This is a genomic window from Bacillus sp. FSL R5-0422, from assembly GCF_038610765.1.
Classification (GTDB): Bacteria; Bacillota; Bacilli; order Bacillales; family Bacillaceae; genus Bacillus; species Bacillus pumilus_O.
In genome coordinates this window covers 340,217-362,428 of sequence record NZ_CP152014.1, presented here as the reverse complement: position 1 = coordinate 362,428, position 22,212 = coordinate 340,217, and the positions used below count along the sequence as shown (strand labels likewise).

The following is a 22,212-nucleotide window of genomic DNA, read 5'->3' as shown; positions in this document are numbered from 1 at the left end:
CGATCACCTATTTTCCTCCGCCTAATACTTCGTTCCATCGATTTGTCCAATTGCCCAGCTCCGAAGTTGCTGTTTCGTAATCTACCCAAGTCAGCTTGCTATAATAATTCTCTCCAACCTTGACCTTCCCCTTAATCTTGTCACCGTATTTCACATCAGAATTCGACATACCATAATAAGATTTTTCCGAGAAGGCTTCCTGAGCTTCTTTTCCACTTAAATAGTTTAATAGTTTGTAAGCAGCTTCTTCATGCTGACTTCCCTTCGTTAAAGCCCAGCTCGCAACTGCTGCAACAGCGCCTTCTTTCGGATATGAGAAACCAATATCCATACCTTCTTCTTCAAGTGCGAATACTCGTCCATCCCAATAAGGAACTGCTGCGACGTCACCACGTTCTAACAAGGTTTGAATAGACCCTGGATTATCTGGAAAAGCAGCTACATGCCCTTTTAATTGCGAAAGGCTTTTAAAGGCTTTATCAATATCCTTAGGATTTGATTCTGTCCCCCCTTGAGCATGGACAAGCGCAGAGAAAAATTGTAACCCGGCTGAATAAGTCGGAGATGAAATGGCTACCTTCCCTTTTAACTGACTGCTCCATAGGTCAGTCCAGCTGTTTGGTTCCTGCTTTACGAGGTCTTTTCTATACGCAATTCCAAGCTGACCCATACTAAAGCCTGCTGCATATTGTTTTCCATCAACAGTGAGCTTCTTTTGAACAGAACGGTAAAGCTTTTTGACATTCGGTGCTTTCCCTTCGTCAATCGGTGCAAGAACGTTTGCTGCAATGCCTCTTTGAATCGTATCAGGCTGTAAAATAAGCAGGTCATATGGTGGATTTTTACCATTTGACGCTTTTAATTTTGTAAACCATTCAGAATCCGCACCAGAGACGGTTTGGACTTTAATTCCCGTATCTTTTTCAAACTTTTCAAGAATCGGTTTGATATTCTTTTCCCAATCGCCTCCGTATACGCCAACGATCACAGTCTGTTGCTGTTTTCCTTGATCTTGTCCATTCCCACCGCAAGCTGATAGCAGTAGAATCATTGATAGAACACCTGCAAAAATAGTGATTAATCTTCTTCTCATGATTCATTTCCCCCTTTTTGTCCATCCAAATGACGAAGTGCTTGAATGATATCTTTCTTTGTTAACGGCTCATTTCTATGACTGAAATATTGATGAACTGCATGTTTATAATGTGTACGTTCGTTGGCTGGGTAGGAACGCAGAAGCACAGCAAGTTCGCTACTGGCTTCATCCGTCCATACTTTCTCATAAGCTTCTCTGTGTTCTCCGACATCCCATATCATATGAGCAGGATGATTACCCTTTTCACGAAGCTGATTTGTTTGCTCCTCATCAATTTTCCATTCATTTTGGTCTACATACACTTTAACCCCATATTGTTGCAGCGCTCTTTCTTCGCTTAATAAACCTGCTTCCACTTCATGAAGGACTTTTTCTTTCTCTCTTGCAAATGGATTTCCCCAGCCGCCTCCACTTGGTGATGTCAATTGCACAATATCGCCTTTTTCAAGACGCAAGACATCTATTTTCGGCTGGTCTTGTTTTTCACCTTTTGCCGTGACTAGCTTGACCTCACCGATTGCTCCTGCTCGGCCGCCCATTAATCCCCAAGGCTGAAACTTCATCCGTTCCATACCTCGTGCGGTCACCATGGATTCAGGCTTGAGCATTTCAAATTCCAAACCAATCGCATGTCCGCCTCTGTTTTCTCCTGCTCCACCTGTGTTTGGCAAAAGCTCATATCGATGAACATGAATATCAATATGCTGTTCTAAGCTCTCAATGGGTGTATTCTTTAAAAAGCCAGACGAATGATCAATACCATCTACTCCGTCCGTTCCATTTTGAGCACCACCGCCTCCGCCTAATGGTTCGACAACAGACATTTTCCTACCACCTGTTTGATTATCAGGAACAGAGAGAACAACAATAGCAGATTGACCGGCACCTGCTGCCGGCACCGCCTCAGGTAACAGCTTACCAATAGCACCTAATACGACATTGTACAGCCTCATCGTAATCGAATGCCGAATACCAACAGAAGCCGGGTATTCTGGATGCACTAGCGTCCCTTTAGGGGAAATCACTTCAATCGGATATGTGATTCCTCCATTAATCGGTATAAAGGGATCTTGACTAATAATGTAGTTAATCAACCCTTGATATAGGAAGGAATGCTTCTGACCATTGGTAACAAGGTTAAATGCTGTTTTCACTTGAGGGTCACACTCAGAAAAATCAAGTGTCAGCTGCTTTCCTTTCACCGTTAACTTGACTTTCAACCGGATCGGCACATCCGAGATCATATCATCATCTAAATAGTCAGCGAATTCACTCGTTCCGTCCGGAATGGCTTCAATGACCTTTCCTGCACGAACCTCAGCTTGTTTCAGGAGGTCCATCATTCCTTGTTTCACTTCATTTATTCCAAATTTGCCGATCATTTCTTTTAACCGAATTTCTGCCGTATTCACTGCAGCAATCATCGCATTGATATCCCCATCGTTTAAATGACCAGCTCGGCTGTTAGCTCTTAAAAAAGTACGAACGACTTGATTCTCTTTTCCGTCTTCATAAATTTTCACTGGCGGTATTCTTAACCCTTCTTGATGAACATCTGTCGCTGTCGGTGAAATACTCGAGGGCACAAGTCCTCCCACGTCACTTACATGAACAAAAGACCAAGCATAGCTGACAATTTCACCATCTACGAAAATCGGCTTAATGATATGGACATCTGGCAAATGGGTTGCTAAACCATCTGTCGTATAAGGATCATTTGTGATGATAATATCTCCTGGCTGCATCGGTCCGCTCTCTTCAATCGCTTTTTTAAGACTCAGCCCTAAAAAGATCGTGACACCTACTGTCTTCGGATAAACAAAGAAATCTCCAGAAGGCGTAGCTAACGCTGTCGCAAAGTCAGCTGATTCTTTGACGAAAGTCGTAAAAGACGTCCGTTCAATGACATGTCCCATACCAGATGCAATTGCATTAAAATAACTGCGCATCATCTCAAGCTTTGCTGGATCAGTTCTCATGTAAAGCCGCCTCCCTTGAAATCACCAAGTTCCCTGATGGATCAATGCTGCCTGCCCAATTTGGCAGAATCAATGTTGTCGTATCATCCTGCTCAATGATGGCAGGACCATTCATGACAGAACCCACCGACAAAGTATTTCTGCGATAAATAGCTGCTTCATATTCTTTTTCTTCTATAAAGATTCGCCTGAATTCATGTGGCTTCAAAGATTGTCCACTGCTTTCATGAGCATGTGTGAGAGGCAGCCGCGGCGTTTCGCCTATGACTCGAACTCGTAAATGAGTGAACTCGATGTTCGCCTGATCATCTCTATGACCGTATTGACGTTGATGTAGTTTGTGAAAGGCTTCAACGAGTTGATGGATGTCTTGCTCTTGCTTCAGCCATTCAGCTGATAATGGTAATTCAATCTCAAAGGCTTGTCCTTGATAACGTGCATCTGCCAATAATAGAATGGACGTCTGTTTAATATGCTGAATGTTCTGCTGGCTGAACCAATCAATCGCTTTTCGAGAAAGCACCTCATAATCTTGTTTTAGTTGATCTATCGAGTAGTCTTGTAAGCATATTTTCTTCGACAGTACTGCATCATGAATAAAATCAGCGGTCAGGGCACCTAATGCACATAATGTTCCTGGACTTGGAGGAACGACTACGTTTTTCGCATGAATTTCTCGCGCAAGGAAATTCGCTACAACCGGTCCTGCTCCACCAAACGCTAGTAAACTAAAATCTCTTGGGTCAAACCCTTGCTGTTCCATGACATTGCTTAATTCTGTGTACATATTGGCGACAGCTACTTGAATCAGCTGGTCAGCCGCTTCTTCTACCGTTTTGTTGAGCTGGTTACCAATTGGCTGAAAGGCCTTTTCCGCCGCGGACAGCTGTAGTTGTAAATGTCCTCCGGCAAAACGCTCTTGATTAAGATAACCACATATGAGGAACGCATCAGTTAAGGCGGCTTTCGTCCCCTTACCATACGAAGCTGGTCCCGGATGTGAGCCAACTGATTCTGGTCCTGCTTTGAGAAGCCCGCCCTGATCAATCCATGCAACAGAACCCCCGCCTGCCCCTATTGAATACATTGCAACAGATGGAAGAATGATAGGAAAGCCTGAAAGCTGATTTGACTGAGCCATCGTCGGCTGTCCATTTTGAATAATGGAGATATCTGCACTCGTCCCCCCAACATCAAACGTGATCAGATTGGATTCGTTTGCAGAAGCCGCAATTCTTGCGGCACCAATGACACCAGCTGCTGGACCAGAAAAAAGTGTTTTAACAGGTGAATCTGCTGCACTTTCTGCATCCATTAAACCACCATTTGATTGTGTAATGTATGGAGAAATTGGTACACCTTCTTCTTTCAATCGGCTTTTCAATGTTTGTAAATACTGTTTCACCTTTGGTTGGATGTACAAATTGACAACAGACATCACGGTACGCTCGTATTCTCTCATTTGGGGCCATAATTCAGATGAAGTAAGGACTTCTAATTGTGGATAATGGTGTTTGATATAGGCTTTTGCCTGTAATTCATGAACTGGATTTTGATAGCTATGTAAAAAAGAAATGGCAATACCTGCTAGCCCTTTAGATATGACCTGCTGAACAGCATAATCTAATTGCTGCAGATGGAGAGGTTTTTTGATCGTACCATCGTGTATCAACCTTTCAGAGATTGGATATACATGCTTTCGTGGTATCAATGGTTCTGGCAAACGAGAATTGAAGTCATAAGGAATGGGTAATCTTAAACGTTGAAGTGACAATATGTCTTGAAAGCCTTCCGTCACAAAAAGAGCCAAATCTGCTCCTTTCCTCTGCAACAATGTATTAAGACCGATTGTCATTCCATGTACGAGATATTGGATTTTAGATAAATCAACACCTCTGTCTTTTAGAAGTTTTAGCCCATTGATAATTCCCTGAGCTGGGTCGTCAGTCACTGTGGGTGTTTTGAGTTCAGTCAGCGCCCCTGTTGCTTCATTCATCAACGATAAGTCAGTAAATGTTCCGCCTATATCTATGCCGAGCCGATAAGAGACATCCGCCATTTGTACTTCCCTCCTACAATGTAAATAGAATGATATTTTGATAAATTACGACATTTTTTGATATTTGACTCCATATTATTAAAGCATATCGGTCTAGTCAATTTTATTTTTTTAAAATTTCTGCGTGTTAAATTCTTGAAATTAGCCCAAAAAGCAGTGATAAAGCCATTTTGATAAAGCATAATCTTTTTATGAACTGAAAAATTAAAATTTTTATGAATTTTTACAAATGTGAAAAGCAAGAAAACGGATAAAAAACGTTTTTCGAACTTTAAAAGGCGTTTTTTCAAAACCAGGAGAAATTGGTAAGTAATTCTGCTATACTTCTGTTTACAAAATACGCAAACAAGAAAGAGAGCTAGCATCTATGAAACTTCTTAAAATCATTCTCTTGCTTTTACTGATCGTCGTTGGTGTAGCAACAGGCTATATTCAGCTGGAGCAAAGTAAACAAGAGACGACGAACTCATCTTATGACAAGACGATTCACTTCCCATCAGATCGTTACCCCGAGACCGCGAAGCACATAGAGGAGGCAATTGATGAAGGCCATTCATCCGTATGTACGATTGACCGTGAACATAGCGATGAACAAAGAGAACAATCACTTCATGGCATCCCAACAAAGCGCGGGTATGATCGAGATGAATGGCCGATGGCGATGTGCAAGGAAGGAGGAACAGGAGCTTCAGTCAAGTATATTAGTCCTTCAGATAATAGAGGAGCAGGCTCATGGGTCGGTCATCAATTATCTGATGATCCCGACGGCACAAGAATACAATTTATCATCGATTAACGCCATTTCCCTTTTCTATCTTAAAAAAATTTCCTCGTAACTGCATCCAGGTATTTCAAACATTTTTTTCATGCCGATAATCCTTAAGGAGGTTTATCCTACCTTATACCTAAAGGAGTCAAAAAGCATGAAGAAAAAGGGAAAACTGAGGCTTGGTGCCAAAATTTTGCTGATCTTTTTAAGTGTCATCATCATCTTTTCTGCAATTGTTGGTTATGTGGTGAATCGCGAAATGACAGAAAACATCAAGCACATGGCCACTGAAAAAGCAAAAGGTGATTTAAAGCTAGGCTATGCCTACCTAGATGAAAAAGTAGCAGGCTCGTGGCAGATAAAAGATGGAAAGCTGTACAAAGGGAATACCCAAATCAATGATCATGATACATTGGTCGACCATTTAGCAAAATACACCGATGATACGATCACAGTTTTCCAAGGAAATACCCGTGTCGCAACGAATGTCATGTTAAACGGCAAACGAGCTGTCGGTACACAAGTTTCACCAGAAGTGAAGGCCACTGTATTAGATCAAGGTGAAAACTATTACGGCACAGCAAATGTTGCTGGGAAAGACTATCAAACGGCTTATATGCCAATCAAAAATGATGCAGGTGAAACGATCGGTATTTTTTATACGGGCGCCAACCAAAGCATGATTTCACAAATGCTTCAGTCATTCTACATTCAATTTTTCATTGTTCTGTTGTTAAGCTTAATTGTTGCTGTGATCATTATTTCTATTTTTACGAAGTGGATTCAAACCCGTCTCAAGCGCATGGCTTCTGCCATTAAGAGTGCAGGAGAAGGCAATTTAACCATCAATGTGACAGATACAACAGGCGATGAACTGTCTGATTTGGCTAATCATTTCAATAAGATGCGGGAAAAATTAAATCACACCATTCTTAATGTGATGAACACGTCTGAATTAGTGGCAACCTCATCTGAACAGCTGTCAGCTAGTGCAGAAGAAACAAGTGCAGCATCAGAAAAAATCACCCATAGTATTCAAGAAGTCGCTCATTCATCAGAAGAACAGTCTGCTCAAATGACAACAAGTGAGCACACAATGATTCAAGTATCTAACGAATTGGCAAACATCACGAAAAATGCAGGGCAAATGGCTTCAAGAAGTCAATATGCACAAGAAATGGCTTTAAAAGGTGTACAGAATATTGGGGAAGTAAACTCACAAATGACATCTATTGCAAAATCAATAGAGGAAAATGGGACAGCCATTCAAGCATTAGAAACACGTTCGGCTGAAATTGATCACATTTCCCATGTTATTACAGATATCGCTAACCAGACCAACCTGCTTGCTCTTAACGCAGCAATTGAAGCAGCACGAGCAGGTGAGCATGGGAAAGGATTTGCGGTTGTCGCAGACGAAGTGAGAAAGCTCGCTGAAGAGTCTCAAGCATCATCAAATATGATTTCCCATCTCATTTCTGAAATACAAAAAGAGATGACTCATTCAACAAGTGCGATCAATCGGGTAAGAGAAGAAGCGGCTCAAGGGACTGTACTTATTTCTCATACAGAAGAATCATTTATTGATATTCAGCAATCAATGAGAGAAATGGCAGATGGTATTAAGCATTTATCTAGTGCATCTCAAAAAATCGCAGCTTATACAAACGATGCGAAACAATCCTTTGCCACTATTACAGAAGGGGTAAAATTAACAAGTGAACATTCACAGCAAGTAGCCGGTTTAACAGAAGAACAATTTGCTGCAATGGAAGAAGTAACTGCTTCATCAGAAGCTCTTGCCCATTTAGCAGGAGATTTAAAAACAATGGTTTCACAATTTCACATCTAGATTCCTCATATAGAAGCGCAAGACGGCGACAATCGTCTTGCTGCCTAACATTCTCTTCAAGAATCACTCTTTCAACCATTCACATTCCAACGAAAATCTATGAATAAAGGAGTTTTTTTAATGAATAACTTAAACCAAGCCTATTCCCTATCTATCTCCTATCACCAAATCACCGTATACACCGGAAGCAAAACGCCACCTGTGATTGACTGGTCAGATGATGACATTCTTCAAGGATTCGCCATGGGAGATCAGGGTGTGTCCTTTGAAGGGATCAACAACGGAAAAGCCTCTGTTACTGTAACTTTAAATAACGATATCTCCCCAGCCTCGGCTGACAGAACGATCACAATACCTTATACGCATGCAAGTGACCAAGTTTATATCACAAGCGTCATGGCTCAGGTGCTGTCTTTCCCTATACCAAAGGGAGACTATCAGCTCACCTGCTACACTACACAGCAGCCTGATGAAGACCTTTATCATATCCATTTCCAAACGGTGTAGATCACGACTGATCGTACAAATCAAGCCACTTTTCTGCAAAGTCTACCGATTCTCTCACTGGCAATAAATATGAACTGGCAAGCCCGATTTGACCGTGATGATGAGTGCCTCCTGATTTCAGAAAGTCCCGGCCGATCTGCTCAAATAGTTCTTCTCTAGTGATGATATCTTGGTACTCTTTCCATACCCTCCATCCATTTTCTAAGATGGGAGCTCCTCTTGTCATGAGGTCTTGTTGAGGAATGCGATATTCAGCCAAATGGAAAGCGGTCAGACTCTCAAAAGACGTCCCAATCAGTAGCACCTGAGCCTGAACATCATACATGCGGGCTAGAGGAGAATGTTCCCCTAATCCAAAAGAAAGGGCGTGGTGTTTCAGAAGCTCATGTTTCTTTTTCCCCCAAGCCGTGAATGAAAAATGAGGATGATTGCTTCTCGCCACGCCTGGGTATTTCCAAAACGCTTCCGCTACCTTTCCCATTGCAGTTGGTATCGAGTAAGCTGGATCAAATGCAGGCATTGTGTCTTTGATCGATTTCCACCATGAAAAAGGAACAGGCGGATCGATCCAATCGGCGGGATCAGAAAGCTCTAACGTTTGTGCCGGCATGATCAGTGTCCCCTCTTCTGTTACGGTTTCCATCAATGCTTGGATGAGGGCAACAGCGCCTCCGTTTACCCAGCCTATAGATGATAAAGATGAGTGAACACATAAAATCATGCCTTTTTTCACACCAAGTTGAACCAAGTCAGCTTTGATTGTTTCCTTTGTCACCGGTTCAGCTTGATTTTCGATTAATTTTTTCATCGTTTCCTTTTCCTCCTGCATCTCTTCTCTTAATGATGAATGAGACGCTTAACCGCAATAGACAGTTTATAATTTGCGTAATTTGTCAGCTCCGTTAAAAACAGATCGAGTTCATCATGACTTGAGAAATGACCTTCAGCCATATAGCAACCCTCACCACTTATTTTAAATAAATTCTTGATCTCTTCCTGTCGATCGAGAAATGACAGAAGTGGTTCGTGATGATGACTTCGGGTATAGAGCTGCATAAATGTTTGGATGGTCTTTTGCGTCCGCCAGTCAATCGAAATGGTATATGCTTCAATCACACCCTCTTCTTCAAGTTTTAACACACGATTCGCAACAGCTTGACCGGTTAAATGAACTTTTTCACCTAACGCTTTCATGGTCAACCGACTGTTTTTAGAGAGCTCTTTTAATATATCCATATCGGTTTGGTCTAACATTGGCTCACCTCTTTCAAAAATCAAGTCCTGCTGATGAAAGACTTTCATTCCCCTCTGTCAAAAAGGAACTCTTTTAATATACTGTAAACTTAATCAGAAAAAAAGGAGGCCTTTTCATGAAAATCACGCTCATTCGGAATGCTACTTTATACCTTGAATATGGTCAGACAACTTTCTTCATTGATCCCTTTTTAGCAGCAAAAGGAACATACCCACCGTTCCCTCATACAGCCAATCAACATTTGAATAATCCAATTGTTGATCTGCCTGTAAACATTGACATAGACCACATGCTACATCCAGATGCTGTCTTACTCACTCATTTGCACGTAGATCACTTTGATGACGAGGCAAAACAAAAAATAGCTCAAGATCAGCCCATTTATACCCAATCTGAGAATGACAAAAAAGAAGTTGAAGAAGCCGGTTTCGAGCATGTCACATGTATTGAAGATGAAATAGACATTGGTGGTGTTCATATCCTGCGAACAGGTGGACAGCATGGGACGGGAGAAATTGCAAAGCGGATGGGACAGGTCAGCGGTTTTGTTTTCTCTCACCCTGATGAACCTACCCTTTATATTGCAGGGGATACCATTTGGTGTGATGAGCCGAAGGAGGTTATCAATACTTGCAAGCCAGATGTCATTGTGGTCAATAGCGGAGCTGCTCAATTTTTAGAAGGCGATCCGATTACGATGACGAAGGAAGACATTTTAGATGTTCACCATTCTCATCCAACTGCACAAATTGTCGCTTGTCACCTTGAGGCAGTGAATCATTGCTTGCTTACAAGAGCTTCATTACAAACTTACATTCAGGAGCATCAAACAGAAAAAGCCATTTTTGTTCCTAAAGATGGTGAAAGTCTCACCTTCTGAAAAGAATCTTAAACAAAAAAACCGGCACCTCACTGCCGGTTTCATCCTTATGGTCGATGGTGCTGTGGTTTTTTCAGCAATGGGACAAATCCGTTGTTTTTCAAATGATTGTAATGCTCATCCATTCGTTTCGTAATATGTGTACCTTGTTCTTTTGTTAACACACCATATTGGACGTACTTCTCAATCACTTCTTTTCGTTTAGAAAGAATTTGCTGCTCAAGTGTTTCAATTTGTTTTTGTTGTTCTGTCGTTAGTTTTACTTGATGCGTTACTGGACGCTTTTCCATTTGAGGTGTTTCTCCATGAGCTGTTTCCATATAAAAACCGGACAACAGCATCACCGATAATATGAACAAGCCACTTATTCTTTTCATCATGTTCTTCCCTCCTTTATTCGCATTTATTTTGCACTCACTTTCCTTTTTTATACATTATTTCATCACGCAAATTGCACATAATATTCTTACTTTTTCGCTTTTCTTCTGAAAACGTTGTCCTAACAGAAAAAGCGTGCTATGTTTTGTTTTGTATAAAAAATAGAGGAGGATTCTTAAATGAGTCGTTTTTATCATAGAAAATCGATTTGGGTAATGCTTGTTGTGTCTGCTTTCATACTTGTCTTGTCTGCTTGCAGTCAATCAGGCTCTTCTCAGTCTGGAGATTCAAAGTGGGATAAGATTCAAAAGAAAGGGAAAATTGTTGTTGCTACTTCAGGCACCCTTTATCCAACGTCATATCACGATACCGCTAATGGCAAGGATCAATTGACTGGTTATGAAGTGGAAGTAGTCAAAGAAGCATTTAAACGCCTTGATGTAAAAGTAGAATTTAAAGAAATGGGCTATGATGGCATGCTGAGCGCCATTAATTCTGGTCAAGTGGATGCCGCTGCAAATGACATCGACATCACAAATGACAGAAAAGATAAGTTCGCCTTTTCAACTCCTTATAAATATTCTTATGGCACGGCGATCGTAAGAAAAGACGATTTGTCTGGCATTAAAACGTTAAAAGATTTAAAAGGAAAGAAAGCAGCTGGTGCTGCCACAACGATTTACATGGATGTCGCTCGCAAGTACGGTGCGAAGGAAGTCATTTATGACAATGCGACAAACGAGCAATACTTAAAGGATGTTGCTAACGGTCGTACAGATGTCATTCTAAATGATTATTACTTGCAGACACTAGCGCTAGCTGCATTCCCGAAATTAAATATTACGATTCACCCTGACTTAAAATACATGCCAAACGAACAAGGTTTTGTGATGAAGAAAGACAACACAGAGCTTCAAAAAGAATTAAATGGTGTCTTAAAGGACATGAAAAAAGACGGAACTATGAAAAAGATTTCCGAAAAATTCTTTAATCATGCAGACGTCTCAAAGAAAATAGATGCTGATGTCGAAGATGTCGACATTTCGAAATAAGGAGCCGAAAGCGTGGGAGATATTCATTTAGAATATATATTTAATCCTGCACTGGCAAAGGCGTCATTTCCATTTGTCATGAAAGGCATTTGGCTGACGCTGCTCATTTCCTTTGTGAGCATGTTTTTTGGTACCATTCTTGGCTTTTTTATTGCGCTTGCCAGAATGGCGAATACGTGGATGCTTTGGCTGCCTGCACGGTTGTATATCTCATTCATGCGCGGCGTGCCCATTCTAGTAATTTTGTTTATTCTTTATTTTGGATTCCCTTACATCGGGATTGAGTTTACAGCGGTGACTGCTGCCATTATTGGATTTAGCTTCAATAGCGCTGCCTATATTGCAGAAATCAATCGAGCGGCTCTCTCCTCTGTGCCGAGTGGACAGGTAGAAGCTGCCAAGTCACTAGGTCTCAGCTATTGGCAAACGATGCGTGGTGTCATTTTGCCTCAATCCGTTCGCATCGCACTACCGCCACTAGCCAATGTCATGCTCGATTTAATCAAAGCCTCCTCACTGGCTGCAATGATTACTGTACCCGAGCTGTTCCAGCAAGCAAAAATCGTAGGTGGGCGCGAATTCGATTATATGACGATGTATATTTTGGTCGCCCTCATTTACTGGGGCATTTGTAGTGTAGTCTCATTGCTTCAGGACTTTTTAGAAAAACGCTATGCCAAATATCTGTAACAAAAAAAGAGCAGATCCAAGCGACCTGCTCTTTTTTATATTCAGCTTTAATGTATCAGCCATAACCACACATATAACCCCAATAAAGTAAGGATCAAGGTCGGGATGGTGAGGATAATTCCGGCTTTCATGTATGCCCCCCAAGAGATATGGACGCCTTTTTTCTTAAGAACATGAAGCCACAGCAATGTCGCCAATGAGCCGATTGGGGTCATTTTCGGACCAAGGTTTGAGCCGATGACATTGGCATAAATCAGGCCGTCTCTCATGACGCCTGCTGTGTCTGTATGTCCGATTGCAATCGCATCAATTAACACAGTAGGTAGATTGTTCATGACAGAGGAAAGCACTGCGGCAAGCACGCCCATAAACATCGTTCCCGCAAGCAAGCCATGCGATGCTCCTTGTTCGATCCATGCCGCCAATATTTCTGTGAGACCGACATTCTTCAGTCCATATACGACGACATACATGCCAATTGAGAAAAAGACAATCGACCACGGTGCTTCTTTTATGACACGTTTTGTCGCCACTTGCGGACTTCTTCTTGCCAGCCACAAGAAAACAAGGGCAATACCACCCACAATGATGGAGACCGGAATTCCAATAAGTTCCCCTCCAAAATAACCGACAAGCAGACAGCCAAGCACATACCAAGACAAGCGGAACATGCGGATGTCCCGGATCGCTGAAGCCGGTTCCTTCGCTTGTGACAGATCGTATGTTTTTGGAATAAGCTTTCGGTAAAACACATAAAGCACTAGCATGCTCGCTCCAAGCGACACAAGGTTTGGTACGAACATGTTTGCTGTATATTCTAGAAACCCAATATGAAAATAGTCGGCTGATACGATATTGACCAAGTTACTAATGACAAATGGCAAAGAGGTTGTATCTGCAATAAAGCCGCTCGCCATTACAAAAGGCAGGATCATCCGCTCATCTAGGTTTAACGCTCTCACTACAGACAAGACGATCGGGGTCAAAATCAGTGCTGCTCCATCATTCGCAAAAAAAGCAGCCACGACAGCGCCAAGCAATGTTAAATAAATAAACATGCGGACACCGTTCCCTTTTGCGGCTTTTGCCATATGCAGTGCAGCCCATTCAAAAAAGCCGATTTCATCTAAAATTAACGAAATCATAATAATGCCAATAAACGCAAATGTTGCGTTCCATACTATTTGCGTCACTTCCCACACATCGCCCAGATGAACGACACCAAAAGCAAGTGCAAGAATGGCGCCTCCACATGCTGACCATCCAATGGTTAAACGTCCGGGCTGCCAAATGACGAGGACGAGGGTCAGGATGAAAATCAAAATGGCCAAGGTGACTGCTCCCAAAGGTGGTCCCCCTTTCACTCTCTCATAAAATCCTTATCTATCATACAACGAAACAAGGCCGTTGTATGCCATTTTCACATGAAAACCCGCAGGTGATCCCAGGCACCTGCGGATTCCATGACTATTGATCTTTTTTCATTAGCATTAATTCAATAAATAACTCACATCGCTGGCTGAAGTGACTTAAATCGATTGAGGTCATCTCAAAGATTTGTTTCATTCGATAGTTTAATGTATTTTGATGAATAAACAACTGCTCAGCGGCTGGCTTTAGCTTGCAGTTATTCAATAAGTAGACTTCCAGCGTTTTTAAAAATGAGGTTTGGCTGTCACGGTCTTTTTCTTTCAAACGTAACAAATCTGGATTGAAATCATTTTTCTTTTTTTGATGGCTGTAAATCGAGTCTAAGAACCGGAAAACCCCTAGATTTTCGTAATCATATGGAATCAGCTCTTGTCCTCCCACAATTTTCACAGCCTTCACGACCTCTATCGCTTCAAATCGACTTGTACTCATTTTCATGACATCCCGATACTCTCTTCCCATCCCAATATACAAGGGAGAAGGATGGGCATGCGCTTTCGATTGCAGATGAGCGATGACGTCAGCCGCAGTCGCTTTCGGTGAGTGCCGGTCTGACAAGCTGCCCAATATCACCACAATGTCGGCTTGAACGGAGTATACGTGATTCACCTTGTCTTCTAGCTGCAAATACGTCCGAATGACGTCCTTCACATCTTCTGCCGTCTCACTTTTGTTATCGGCAGCGTGTACGACCATGACAGTAAATACAGCTGGCAGCGGGATGCTTAAATTCTCAGCCTCCCACTTCAGTTCTTCTTCTGTATAAAAATGATCATCCATGACCTTTTTGAAAAACTCTTCAATCTTGCCTTCCTTTTTCTCCAGCTGTTTCTTATTTTTATAAATCACTTTCCCCACTTGAAAGGAAGCTTCGTGCAAAAATTGCAGCTCCTCTTGAGAGAGAGAATCCTCAATGTCCTGCACCCAAATAAAGCCGACAACTTCTTGTTTATGCTTGGCGCTCACAGCCACCCGCCGATTAAACCCGAGCTCGTCATGACCGCTCACATAAAAAGGCTTTGACTCCTTGTGAAGCCGCTCGATGACCCCTGTTTTCTTTAACCAATCGACAACAGACCCTGGACATTCTTTTGAGAAAATCGTTTGCTGATTGACTGGGTCAAACTGCTGAATGCTGTAAGAGTTATAAGCAAGGAGCTGGCACTCTGTGCTTTCTAAAATGACTGGTTTTTTTAAATACCCGCTAATAAATGCAATTAACTTATCGACATCAAAAAATGTGTGAAGCTTTTCTAATATCTCTTCCATCCCGATTGCTCCCTGATTAAGTAATACATTTATCATACTTCTTTCCGGACAGATTTGCATAGAAACAAAGTCGTAGACAAGCAAAAAAAGCATGAACCCGTGTGTACAGGTTCATGCTTTTCCAACTTAAAACATTTCACTAATCGTTTTTGCCTGCATGTGTAGAGCTAGGTAATCTGGACCGCCTGCTTTTGAATCGGTTCCTGACATTTTGAATCCGCCGAATGGGTGGTATCCTACGATGGCTCCTGTGCAGTTACGGTTAAAGTAGAGATTCCCTACATGGAACTCCTGCTTCGCACGATTGATATGATCCCGATTATTGGTAATGACAGCACCTGTCAAACCATATTCCGTGTTGTTGGCTACTTCAAGTGCCTCATCAAAGCTAGACACTTTCGAGAAGGCCAAGACAGGTCCAAAGATTTCTTCTTGCATCAAGCGAGACGTTGGCTCAAGATCTGCAAAAACGGTTGGGTGAATGAAGTATCCTTCCGAATCATCACTCGTTCCGCCAGTGACTAATCGGCCTTCCTGCTTGCCCACTTCGATATAATCTGTGATCTTGTCAAAGGACGCTTGATCAATGACAGGACCCATGTAGACATCCGCAGAAAGAGGGTTCGCTGTTGTTTTCGTTTCTGTGATTTCCTTCACTCGCTCAATCACTTGATCATACAGCTTTTCGTGAACGACAGCCCGAGATCCAGCTGAACATTTCTGACCTGAAAAACCGAAGGCTGATGTGAAAATAGCATTAGCCGCTAATTCGACGTCTGCATCCTCATCTACAACCACTGTATCCTTACCGCCCATTTCAGCAATGACACGCTTTAAATGCTGCTGACCTGGCTGTACTTTAGCTGCGCGTTCAAAGATACGTGTCCCTACTTCTCTTGAGCCAGTGAATGTAATCAGGCTTGTTTTCGGGTGATCGACTAAATAATCTCCAACTTCAGCTCCGCTTCCTGGTACAAAGTTCACCACACCCTTTGGAAGTCCTGCTTGCTCAAGCTCTTCCACAAAACGTGCCGCAATGACAGGAGTTGCACTTGCAGGTTTTAAGACAACTGTGTTCCCTGTAACGATTGGTGCTACTGTTGTTCCTGCCATAATAGCAAACAAGAAGTTCCACGGCGGAATGACGAGTGTCACGCCAGTTGGGGTGTATACGTATTGATTGTGTTCTCCTTCACGGCTGTTCACTGGTTTGCCTTTCGCCAGCTCCAGCATTTGACGAGCATAATATTCAAGAAAGTCGATCGCTTCTGCTGTATCTGCGTCCGCTTCATTCCAAGGCTTACCTGCTTCTTTAACAAGAAGGGCTGAATACTCATGCTTTTTACGGCGAATATTTGCCGCAGCACGGAAAATAACGCTGGCTCTTTCTTCTGGAGAAGTATAGCGCCAAGTTTCAAATGCTTTCGCCGCAGCCTGAACCGCTTGTTCTGCCTCTTCTTTTCCGGCCTTTGATACGGTTCCAACGACTTCATCCTTTTTCGCAGGATTGATCGAGACAATTTGGTCTTTCGTTTCGATTCTTTCTCCATTAATCACGAGCGGATAGGTTTGACCCAGTGTTTCTGTTACCTTTGCTAATGCTTGTTCAAACGCTTTGCGGTTTTCTTCCTGGCTAAAATCCGTGAATGGTTCATGTTTGTAAGGTGTTGTCATCTTTGTCACGCTCCCGTTTCAAATTATTTTTTCGTCATTCCTTTTAAAGCAAAGGCAATGTTTGCCGGCCGTTCTGCAAGACGTCTCATGTAGTAGCCATACCACTCTCGTCCATACGGTGTGTAGACCCTCATTTGATAGCCTTCCTTCACAAGTGCCTGCTGCGTTTCTGATCTCATGCCATACAGCATTTGAAATTCGAACTGACTTGTTGGTATATTGTGTTTTTTCACAATATTTTTCGTGAACTCGATCATTTGATCGTCATGTGTCGCAATGGCTGTATAGTTCCCTGTGAGTAATTGCTTTTCGATCAGTTTCTTGTAATTCTGATCAACGTCTTTTTTGTTTGGATACGCCACTTCGGCGGATTCCTTATAGGCACCCTTTACAAGTCGTAAAAATGGTTGCAGCTCATTGAGGTCATCAAGATCCTTTTCTGTTCTGTACAAATACGCCTGCAGGACCGTACTGACATACTCATATTGAGATTTCATCTCTTTAAAAATGTCCAGCGTTTTTTGACAGCGCTGTTCATCCTCCATATCGATTGTCACCATGATACGGTGTTTTTCTGCCGTATCTAAAATACGTTTCATATTGCGATACACAAGGTCATCGTCAATATCCAGGCCGAGTGATGTCATTTTGAGTGACACGTGGGAATTGAGCTTGGCCTCTGCAATCCGCTGAATGGTTTGAATACACTCATCCGTCCGCTCATTTGCAATCTCTGCCTTTGTGACAAACTCACCAAGGTGATCGACTGTAACAGCCATTCCTTGATCATTTAATCGTTTAATGACAGAGATAGCGCTCTCAAAATCTTTCCCACCGATGATTTTCTTAGATGCAACAGCACTTCCCCAATTACGAGCTATATGGTTCAAGAGACTGCTCTTTGACAAAAACAAGAAGAAATTTCTTGTGACCGACTCCATAAAGGGCACCTCCCACTCTTTGTAAGCTATGTCTTTATTGTAAGGCTCATAAGCTGTCCGCTACAATATTTGAAGATGACAAAAATTCTGACTTTTTTTGTGGTTTTATCACAATAAGAGATAAAAAAGAGCCTGCCGCTATCCGGCTGGCTCTTTCCTCCTACGTCCACACCTCATCAAGGGTAGACTGCAAAAGCTCATTTAATTCTTGCATCAGATTGTCTTTCGGCTGATTGTAGCTTTTCACCAATTCATCAAAACGCACTAGTTCTTTGTCGATAAATGGATGGACATGAGCGAGACGGTTCTCTACATCCATTTCTTCTCCGTCCATTTTACGTTTGAGCAGTTCGTGAATTTCTGTTAAAAGCGGGCCTTCCTCCACTAGATCCTTGAGCAATTCATGAAAGTCCATTGGTGGAACTGTTCGGTAACGTTCAATCCACTCGCAGGCAAGAAGCGGACGAAGCACATAGAAATACTTCTTGATTCGCACCTGCTCTCCTCGTAAATGCCGGCTCTCATTCCGCCTCGCCATATTGAGGTAATGATACATCAAAGCCGCAGGGTAAAACGCTCGATCCTTTAATTCTCTTAGCTTCTTTGCCAAAGAGAAAGATTCAGCATAGATGATATCAGAAGACAGCCATTCCATAATGGATGGATTTGATTTATTGAATAAACGAAGCGCCTTTCTCAGCTCCCAGCCGCTGATATCAAGCACGTCATCAATCGGTCGTTCAATGACATCACGATGCTCTTCCATCGCCCAATACCATTCTTTCCGGGGAACATATAAAAAACGAACATCATAATCACTATCGGTCGAGGGAAATCCCCATGCCCTACTGCCTGATTCGACGGCAAGACAAATCTTGACGTCATACGTTTCTTCGATGATTTTCAGCTCTTCCTTAATTCTCTCTCTCAAGCGTCCATCAACTCTTTCTATAGAATTCTGCATGACTTCTTCACGTTTTGGGAAAATACGAATAAGACATATATGAAAAAGGAGTTGGATCTGATGTCTATATCTCGCATTATGAAATGGATCACTGGGATTTTTGAAGCTTGCCTTGCCATCCCTGTGATCGGAGGTCTATTCGTTATTAGCAATGGCTATTCACCGCTTATGGTCATGCTTATTCTGCATATTATCACACTCGTCTTATCGAAGCGAGACCAGGGACCAATGATTGGAAGTATCATCGGAATTGTCACGTCCTGCCTTGCATGGATTCCGATTCTCGGATTCATTCTTCATATCATCACTGCCCTTGCTCTCATTATCACCGCGTTAGTGCCTGATGAAAAAACGAGACAGAATACGAGCTATTAAAAAAGAGGCCCTCCTAGAGCGGCCTCTTTTCTTTTAATTCGTTAAATGCTTTTGTAAGAAGGCGAGCTTCTCTGTTTGAAAAGCCGGGATGTACTCGTGTCCAAAGTAGCGATACACTTTTAAATCTTTATCTGTTTCTAAATGGTTGTATACTGCAAACACAGTAGATGGCGGGGTGATTTGATCGATCAAACCGATGGCCATTAATGTGGGCTGGTTCACCCATCCGGCTAAATTGATCAAATCAAAATAGCTTAACGTTTCAAATGCCTTTTCTTCCACTGCTGGATCACTGTTTCTGCGAAAGTATGAATTGATTTCTAAATAAGGCTGCTCCAATGCCACATCTACAGCACGTTCGAAATTCGATAAGTACGGATAATCTGCCACGACGACCTTTGGAATGTCTGAAAGTGCTGCAGCTGCAACCGCTAGTGCACCACCCTGGCTTCCGCCCACCACGCCAATCCGGTGTTCATCCACTTCTGGGAAAGACTGAATCACGTCGAGTGCTCGAACCGCATCTAAATAAACACCTCGATAATAGTAGGTCTCTTTCGATAAAATGCCCTTTGTCATCCACCCCAGAGCCTGCCCGCCTGGTGTCACTGTCTTATCTTCACTGCCGCCTTGACCTCGGACGAGCATACCAAATGTCGCATAGCCATGCAGTGCCCAATTGACAATGTCATGAATGCCGCCGTCATAGCTGGCATTATAGCCGTGAAAATGTACGAGTGCTGGGTGTGGGCCTGCTTGATCTGGTACTGCATACCAACCTTCAATTCGAGAATGTCCAAAGCTTTGATACGTCAGGCGATACACCTTCACTCCCTTTACTGGATAATCATAAGGTTCAAGTGCTGGCTCTGCCTCCACTTGGTTCAGTTCTTCAAGCGACGCCTTCCAAAAGTCTGAGAAATCAGAACGTGCTGTTTTCTTCGGTTTATACTTTTTGAGCTCATCTAATGGTAAATCAAACAATTGCATATCCTACTATCCCCCTTTGTTTTATTAGTTGTGTGTATCATATCACTGTTTTCTTGACGAAGAAAGCCATTTTCACCACAAAAGACAAAACCTTCTGACATTTCTATTGGCAAAGAAGATTGAAACCTTTATGATAAAGAAACTGGCTTGAAAACTAGAGATTCTTAGACAAAAACAAATCAACAGATCCATTCATGGATTTCACATTCGCAATCATTGAATAAAGGAGGCAACTGTATGAAAATCGCCCTTGTCCAAATGGACGTACAAATTGGAGAACCTGATGTAAACTTTCAAAAAGCAGAAGCATTTTTAGAAGAAGCGATCCGCCAGCATCCTGATCTGATCATTTTACCCGAAATGTGGAATACCGGTTACGCTCTTGAACAAGCCGATCAGCTTGCGGATGTAAATGGTGAACGCACAAAACAACTTTTCTCTTCCTTTGCCCGTAAGTACCAAGTGGTTCTTATCGCCGGAAGTGTATTGAACAAACGCACAGAAGATGAGAAGATCACCAACACAATGTATATCTTTAACCGCCAAGGTGAGCTTTTAGTTGATTATGATAAAATTCACTTATTCCGCCTAATGGATGAGCACAACTATTTAACCGCTGGTGATCAGCTTTGTTTATTTGACTATGATGAGGATGTGAAGATTGGTGCGATGATCTGCTACGACCTTCGCTTTCCGCAGCTTTCTAGAACACTTGTCAACAAAGGGGCAAAGGTGCTTATCAATTCGGCGCAATGGCCGTCAGCAAGAGTAGATCATTGGCGCAGCTTGCTCATCGCAAGAGCGATTGAAAATCAGTCCTTTATGATTGCTGTTAACAGAACAGGCACAAGCAGAGACACTGAATTCCCTGGTCATTCCATGGTGATTGATCCACTTGGCCGTATTTTACTTGAAACAAACCATGAGGAAGATATTTATTATGCGGACATTGAACTCCAGCTAGTGGATGAAGTGAGACAGCAGATTCCTGTGATGACAGATCAGCGTCTGGATATTTATTAGAAAGCAGGGCGCCCCCCTGCTTTTTGCATTTAATTAAACGTTTGTTTAAGTATTTTCCTGATTTTGATAAAGGTCCATTAGTGCTTGAGCGGCTTTCGTTAAATACCTTTCTTCCACATATGCAAACACAAGAGTGCGGGTTGGACTTGAATCAATTTTCAAATAAGTGACTTCGTTCCTTTCCTCTTGTGCCACCATTTTCGGCACAACTGTCACACCTAGCCCATTTTTGACCAATGCCTGCGCTGTTTGAATATGACTTGTTTCAAAGGTTATCTTCGGCTGAAAGCCATGATGATGACAGAGTTCTGTGACCACTTGCCGGAAACCATATCCCTCTTTCAGCATAATAAATGAGGCGTCTTCCAAAAGGCGAAACGGAACAGTTCCTTTCTGATCTCTTTGATGGATGATATCGTTCAATTCCGCCTGTAACCAAGGTTGAGCAGATGGCGGAACTGCAAGAAGAAGCTGCTCTGTCAGCATGTGTTTCGTTTTCAATGATTCATGCTCGACCGGCATAGATAAAACAGCCAAATCCAACTGACCAGCCAATAGAAGTTTTTCTAGCTCACGAGGTGATTCTTCTATTAGTCGAACGTGAACATGAGGATACGTTTGACAAAAAGTTTTTAGTAAACTGGGCAAGACATATCCCCCTGTGACGGCTGGCGCTCCAATGTTCAGCTCTTTCCCCACCTCATAAGCTGCTTCTCCCATCTCTCGCAACAAATCATCTTTTTCCTTCAAAATGCTCTCAGCCCTTTTAATGAACCGACTCCCTTGAGGTGTGGGTGTGACTTGTCCATACTTTCGAATAAATAGGGGTGTGTCTAATTCCTCTTCTAGCTTCTTTATTTGTTGGCTTAAAGAAGGCTGTGCAATGTGAAGCTCTTCTGCTGCTTTTGTAAAACTTTTCTGCCGGTACACTTCCATAACATATTCCATCATTCGTATATCCACTTTCATCACCTCATAGGTTTTAACTATTCATGTCATATCTTTTAGGTCTTAGACAAATACCAAAA

Annotated in this window: 21 protein-coding genes; 8 read left to right on the top strand and 13 right to left on the bottom strand. The window is 42.3% G+C overall.

The window, feature by feature from the left end:
* Positions 1-7: 7 nt before the first annotated feature.
* The 3 genes from MKX52_RS01915 to MKX52_RS01905 are packed head-to-tail and all read right to left on the bottom strand — an operon-like array spanning position 8 to position 5,134.
* Positions 8-1,093, bottom strand: a complete 1,086-nt coding sequence (locus MKX52_RS01915; protein ID WP_012008883.1) for an ABC transporter substrate-binding protein — start codon at positions 1,091-1,093, stop codon at positions 8-10.
* Positions 1,090-3,075, bottom strand: coding sequence for a hydantoinase B/oxoprolinase family protein (locus tag MKX52_RS01910; RefSeq protein WP_342491359.1), 1,986 nt, complete (start codon positions 3,073-3,075; stop codon positions 1,090-1,092). Before MKX52_RS01910 ends, MKX52_RS01915 begins: the two co-directional genes overlap by 4 nt.
* Positions 3,065-5,134 (bottom strand): hydantoinase/oxoprolinase family protein, encoded by a 2,070-nt coding sequence (locus MKX52_RS01905; RefSeq protein WP_342491358.1) that lies wholly within the window; start codon positions 5,132-5,134, stop codon positions 3,065-3,067. The genes MKX52_RS01910 and MKX52_RS01905 overlap by 11 nt, the downstream gene beginning before the upstream one ends.
* A 367-nt stretch (positions 5,135-5,501) precedes the next feature.
* Between MKX52_RS01905 and MKX52_RS01900 the strand changes: the two genes are divergently transcribed.
* From MKX52_RS01900 to MKX52_RS01890, 3 genes are all read left to right on the top strand, one after another.
* Positions 5,502-5,930: a NucA/NucB deoxyribonuclease domain-containing protein gene (locus tag MKX52_RS01900; protein WP_088000555.1), complete on the top strand. Its 429-nt coding sequence runs from the start codon at positions 5,502-5,504 to the stop codon at positions 5,928-5,930.
* Between the two features lie 127 nt (positions 5,931-6,057).
* Positions 6,058-7,755 carry a methyl-accepting chemotaxis protein gene (locus MKX52_RS01895; protein ID WP_342491357.1) on the top strand — a complete coding sequence of 566 codons (1,698 nt, stop codon included), beginning with the start codon at positions 6,058-6,060 and terminating at the stop codon, positions 7,753-7,755.
* 120 nt (positions 7,756-7,875) lie between these two features.
* On the top strand, positions 7,876-8,262 hold the full coding sequence (locus MKX52_RS01890) for a competence protein ComJ (RefSeq protein ID WP_342491356.1): 387 nt from the start codon (positions 7,876-7,878) through the stop codon (positions 8,260-8,262).
* A gap of 1 nt (position 8,263) precedes the next feature.
* On the opposite strand, the gene MKX52_RS01885 is transcribed toward MKX52_RS01890, so the two are convergent.
* Both MKX52_RS01885 and MKX52_RS01880 read right to left on the bottom strand, forming a co-directional pair.
* Positions 8,264-9,070, bottom strand: a complete 807-nt coding sequence (locus MKX52_RS01885) for an AAC(3) family N-acetyltransferase (RefSeq protein WP_144470132.1) — start codon at positions 9,068-9,070, stop codon at positions 8,264-8,266.
* 29 nt (positions 9,071-9,099) lie between these two features.
* Entirely contained in the window at positions 9,100-9,516 is a 417-nt protein-coding gene (locus MKX52_RS01880) for an Lrp/AsnC family transcriptional regulator (RefSeq protein WP_186299672.1), read from the bottom strand.
* Between the two features lie 116 nt (positions 9,517-9,632).
* Here MKX52_RS01880 and MKX52_RS01875 point away from each other — a divergent pair, with 116 nt between their 5' ends.
* Positions 9,633-10,397 carry an MBL fold metallo-hydrolase gene (locus tag MKX52_RS01875; protein ID WP_342491355.1) on the top strand — a complete coding sequence of 255 codons (765 nt, stop codon included), beginning with the start codon at positions 9,633-9,635 and terminating at the stop codon, positions 10,395-10,397.
* Positions 10,398-10,444: 47 nt separating this feature from the next.
* Here MKX52_RS01875 and MKX52_RS01870 read toward each other — a convergent pair whose 3' ends face one another.
* Positions 10,445-10,777 carry a YckD family protein gene (locus tag MKX52_RS01870; RefSeq protein WP_225970048.1) on the bottom strand — a complete coding sequence of 111 codons (333 nt, stop codon included), beginning with the start codon at positions 10,775-10,777 and terminating at the stop codon, positions 10,445-10,447.
* A gap of 177 nt (positions 10,778-10,954) precedes the next feature.
* Here MKX52_RS01870 and MKX52_RS01865 point away from each other — a divergent pair, with 177 nt between their 5' ends.
* Positions 10,955-11,827: a transporter substrate-binding domain-containing protein gene (locus MKX52_RS01865; protein ID WP_342491354.1), complete on the top strand. Its 873-nt coding sequence runs from the start codon at positions 10,955-10,957 to the stop codon at positions 11,825-11,827.
* A 12-nt stretch (positions 11,828-11,839) separates the two neighbouring features.
* Positions 11,840-12,517, top strand: a complete 678-nt coding sequence (locus MKX52_RS01860; RefSeq protein WP_088000543.1) for an amino acid ABC transporter permease — start codon at positions 11,840-11,842, stop codon at positions 12,515-12,517.
* Between the two features lie 47 nt (positions 12,518-12,564).
* Here MKX52_RS01860 and MKX52_RS01855 read toward each other — a convergent pair whose 3' ends face one another.
* From MKX52_RS01855 to MKX52_RS01835, 5 genes are all read right to left on the bottom strand, one after another.
* Positions 12,565-13,863: an arsenic transporter gene (locus tag MKX52_RS01855; RefSeq protein WP_012008870.1), complete on the bottom strand. Its 1,299-nt coding sequence runs from the start codon at positions 13,861-13,863 to the stop codon at positions 12,565-12,567.
* A gap of 121 nt (positions 13,864-13,984) precedes the next feature.
* On the bottom strand, positions 13,985-15,217 hold the full coding sequence (locus MKX52_RS01850; RefSeq protein ID WP_012008869.1) for a helix-turn-helix domain-containing protein: 1,233 nt from the start codon (positions 15,215-15,217) through the stop codon (positions 13,985-13,987).
* 126 nt (positions 15,218-15,343) lie between these two features.
* Positions 15,344-16,891: an L-glutamate gamma-semialdehyde dehydrogenase gene (pruA, locus tag MKX52_RS01845; protein ID WP_144457979.1), complete on the bottom strand. Its 1,548-nt coding sequence runs from the start codon at positions 16,889-16,891 to the stop codon at positions 15,344-15,346.
* 23 nt (positions 16,892-16,914) lie between these two features.
* Positions 16,915-17,832 (bottom strand): proline dehydrogenase, encoded by a 918-nt coding sequence (locus MKX52_RS01840; RefSeq protein ID WP_012008867.1) that lies wholly within the window; start codon positions 17,830-17,832, stop codon positions 16,915-16,917.
* A gap of 160 nt (positions 17,833-17,992) precedes the next feature.
* Complete coding sequence (locus MKX52_RS01835; RefSeq protein ID WP_081112295.1) at positions 17,993-18,796, bottom strand: nucleotidyltransferase domain-containing protein; 804 nt, start codon at positions 18,794-18,796, stop codon at positions 17,993-17,995.
* A 60-nt stretch (positions 18,797-18,856) separates the two neighbouring features.
* Here MKX52_RS01835 and MKX52_RS01830 point away from each other — a divergent pair, with 60 nt between their 5' ends.
* Positions 18,857-19,171 (top strand): hypothetical protein, encoded by a 315-nt coding sequence (locus MKX52_RS01830; RefSeq protein ID WP_012008865.1) that lies wholly within the window; start codon positions 18,857-18,859, stop codon positions 19,169-19,171.
* Positions 19,172-19,204: 33 nt separating this feature from the next.
* Here MKX52_RS01830 and MKX52_RS01825 read toward each other — a convergent pair whose 3' ends face one another.
* The gene (locus MKX52_RS01825; protein WP_342491353.1) at positions 19,205-20,161 is read right to left on the bottom strand and encodes an acetylxylan esterase; all 957 of its coding nucleotides are present in this window, start codon (positions 20,159-20,161) and stop codon (positions 19,205-19,207) included.
* Positions 20,162-20,398: 237 nt separating this feature from the next.
* Here MKX52_RS01825 and MKX52_RS01820 point away from each other — a divergent pair, with 237 nt between their 5' ends.
* Positions 20,399-21,184 (top strand): carbon-nitrogen family hydrolase, encoded by a 786-nt coding sequence (locus MKX52_RS01820; protein ID WP_342491352.1) that lies wholly within the window; start codon positions 20,399-20,401, stop codon positions 21,182-21,184.
* Positions 21,185-21,229: 45 nt separating this feature from the next.
* Here the strand turns inward: MKX52_RS01820 and MKX52_RS01815 are convergent, their stop codons facing one another.
* Positions 21,230-22,135 carry a LysR substrate-binding domain-containing protein gene (locus MKX52_RS01815; protein WP_342491351.1) on the bottom strand — a complete coding sequence of 302 codons (906 nt, stop codon included), beginning with the start codon at positions 22,133-22,135 and terminating at the stop codon, positions 21,230-21,232.
* Between the last annotated feature and the right edge of the window lie 77 nt (positions 22,136-22,212).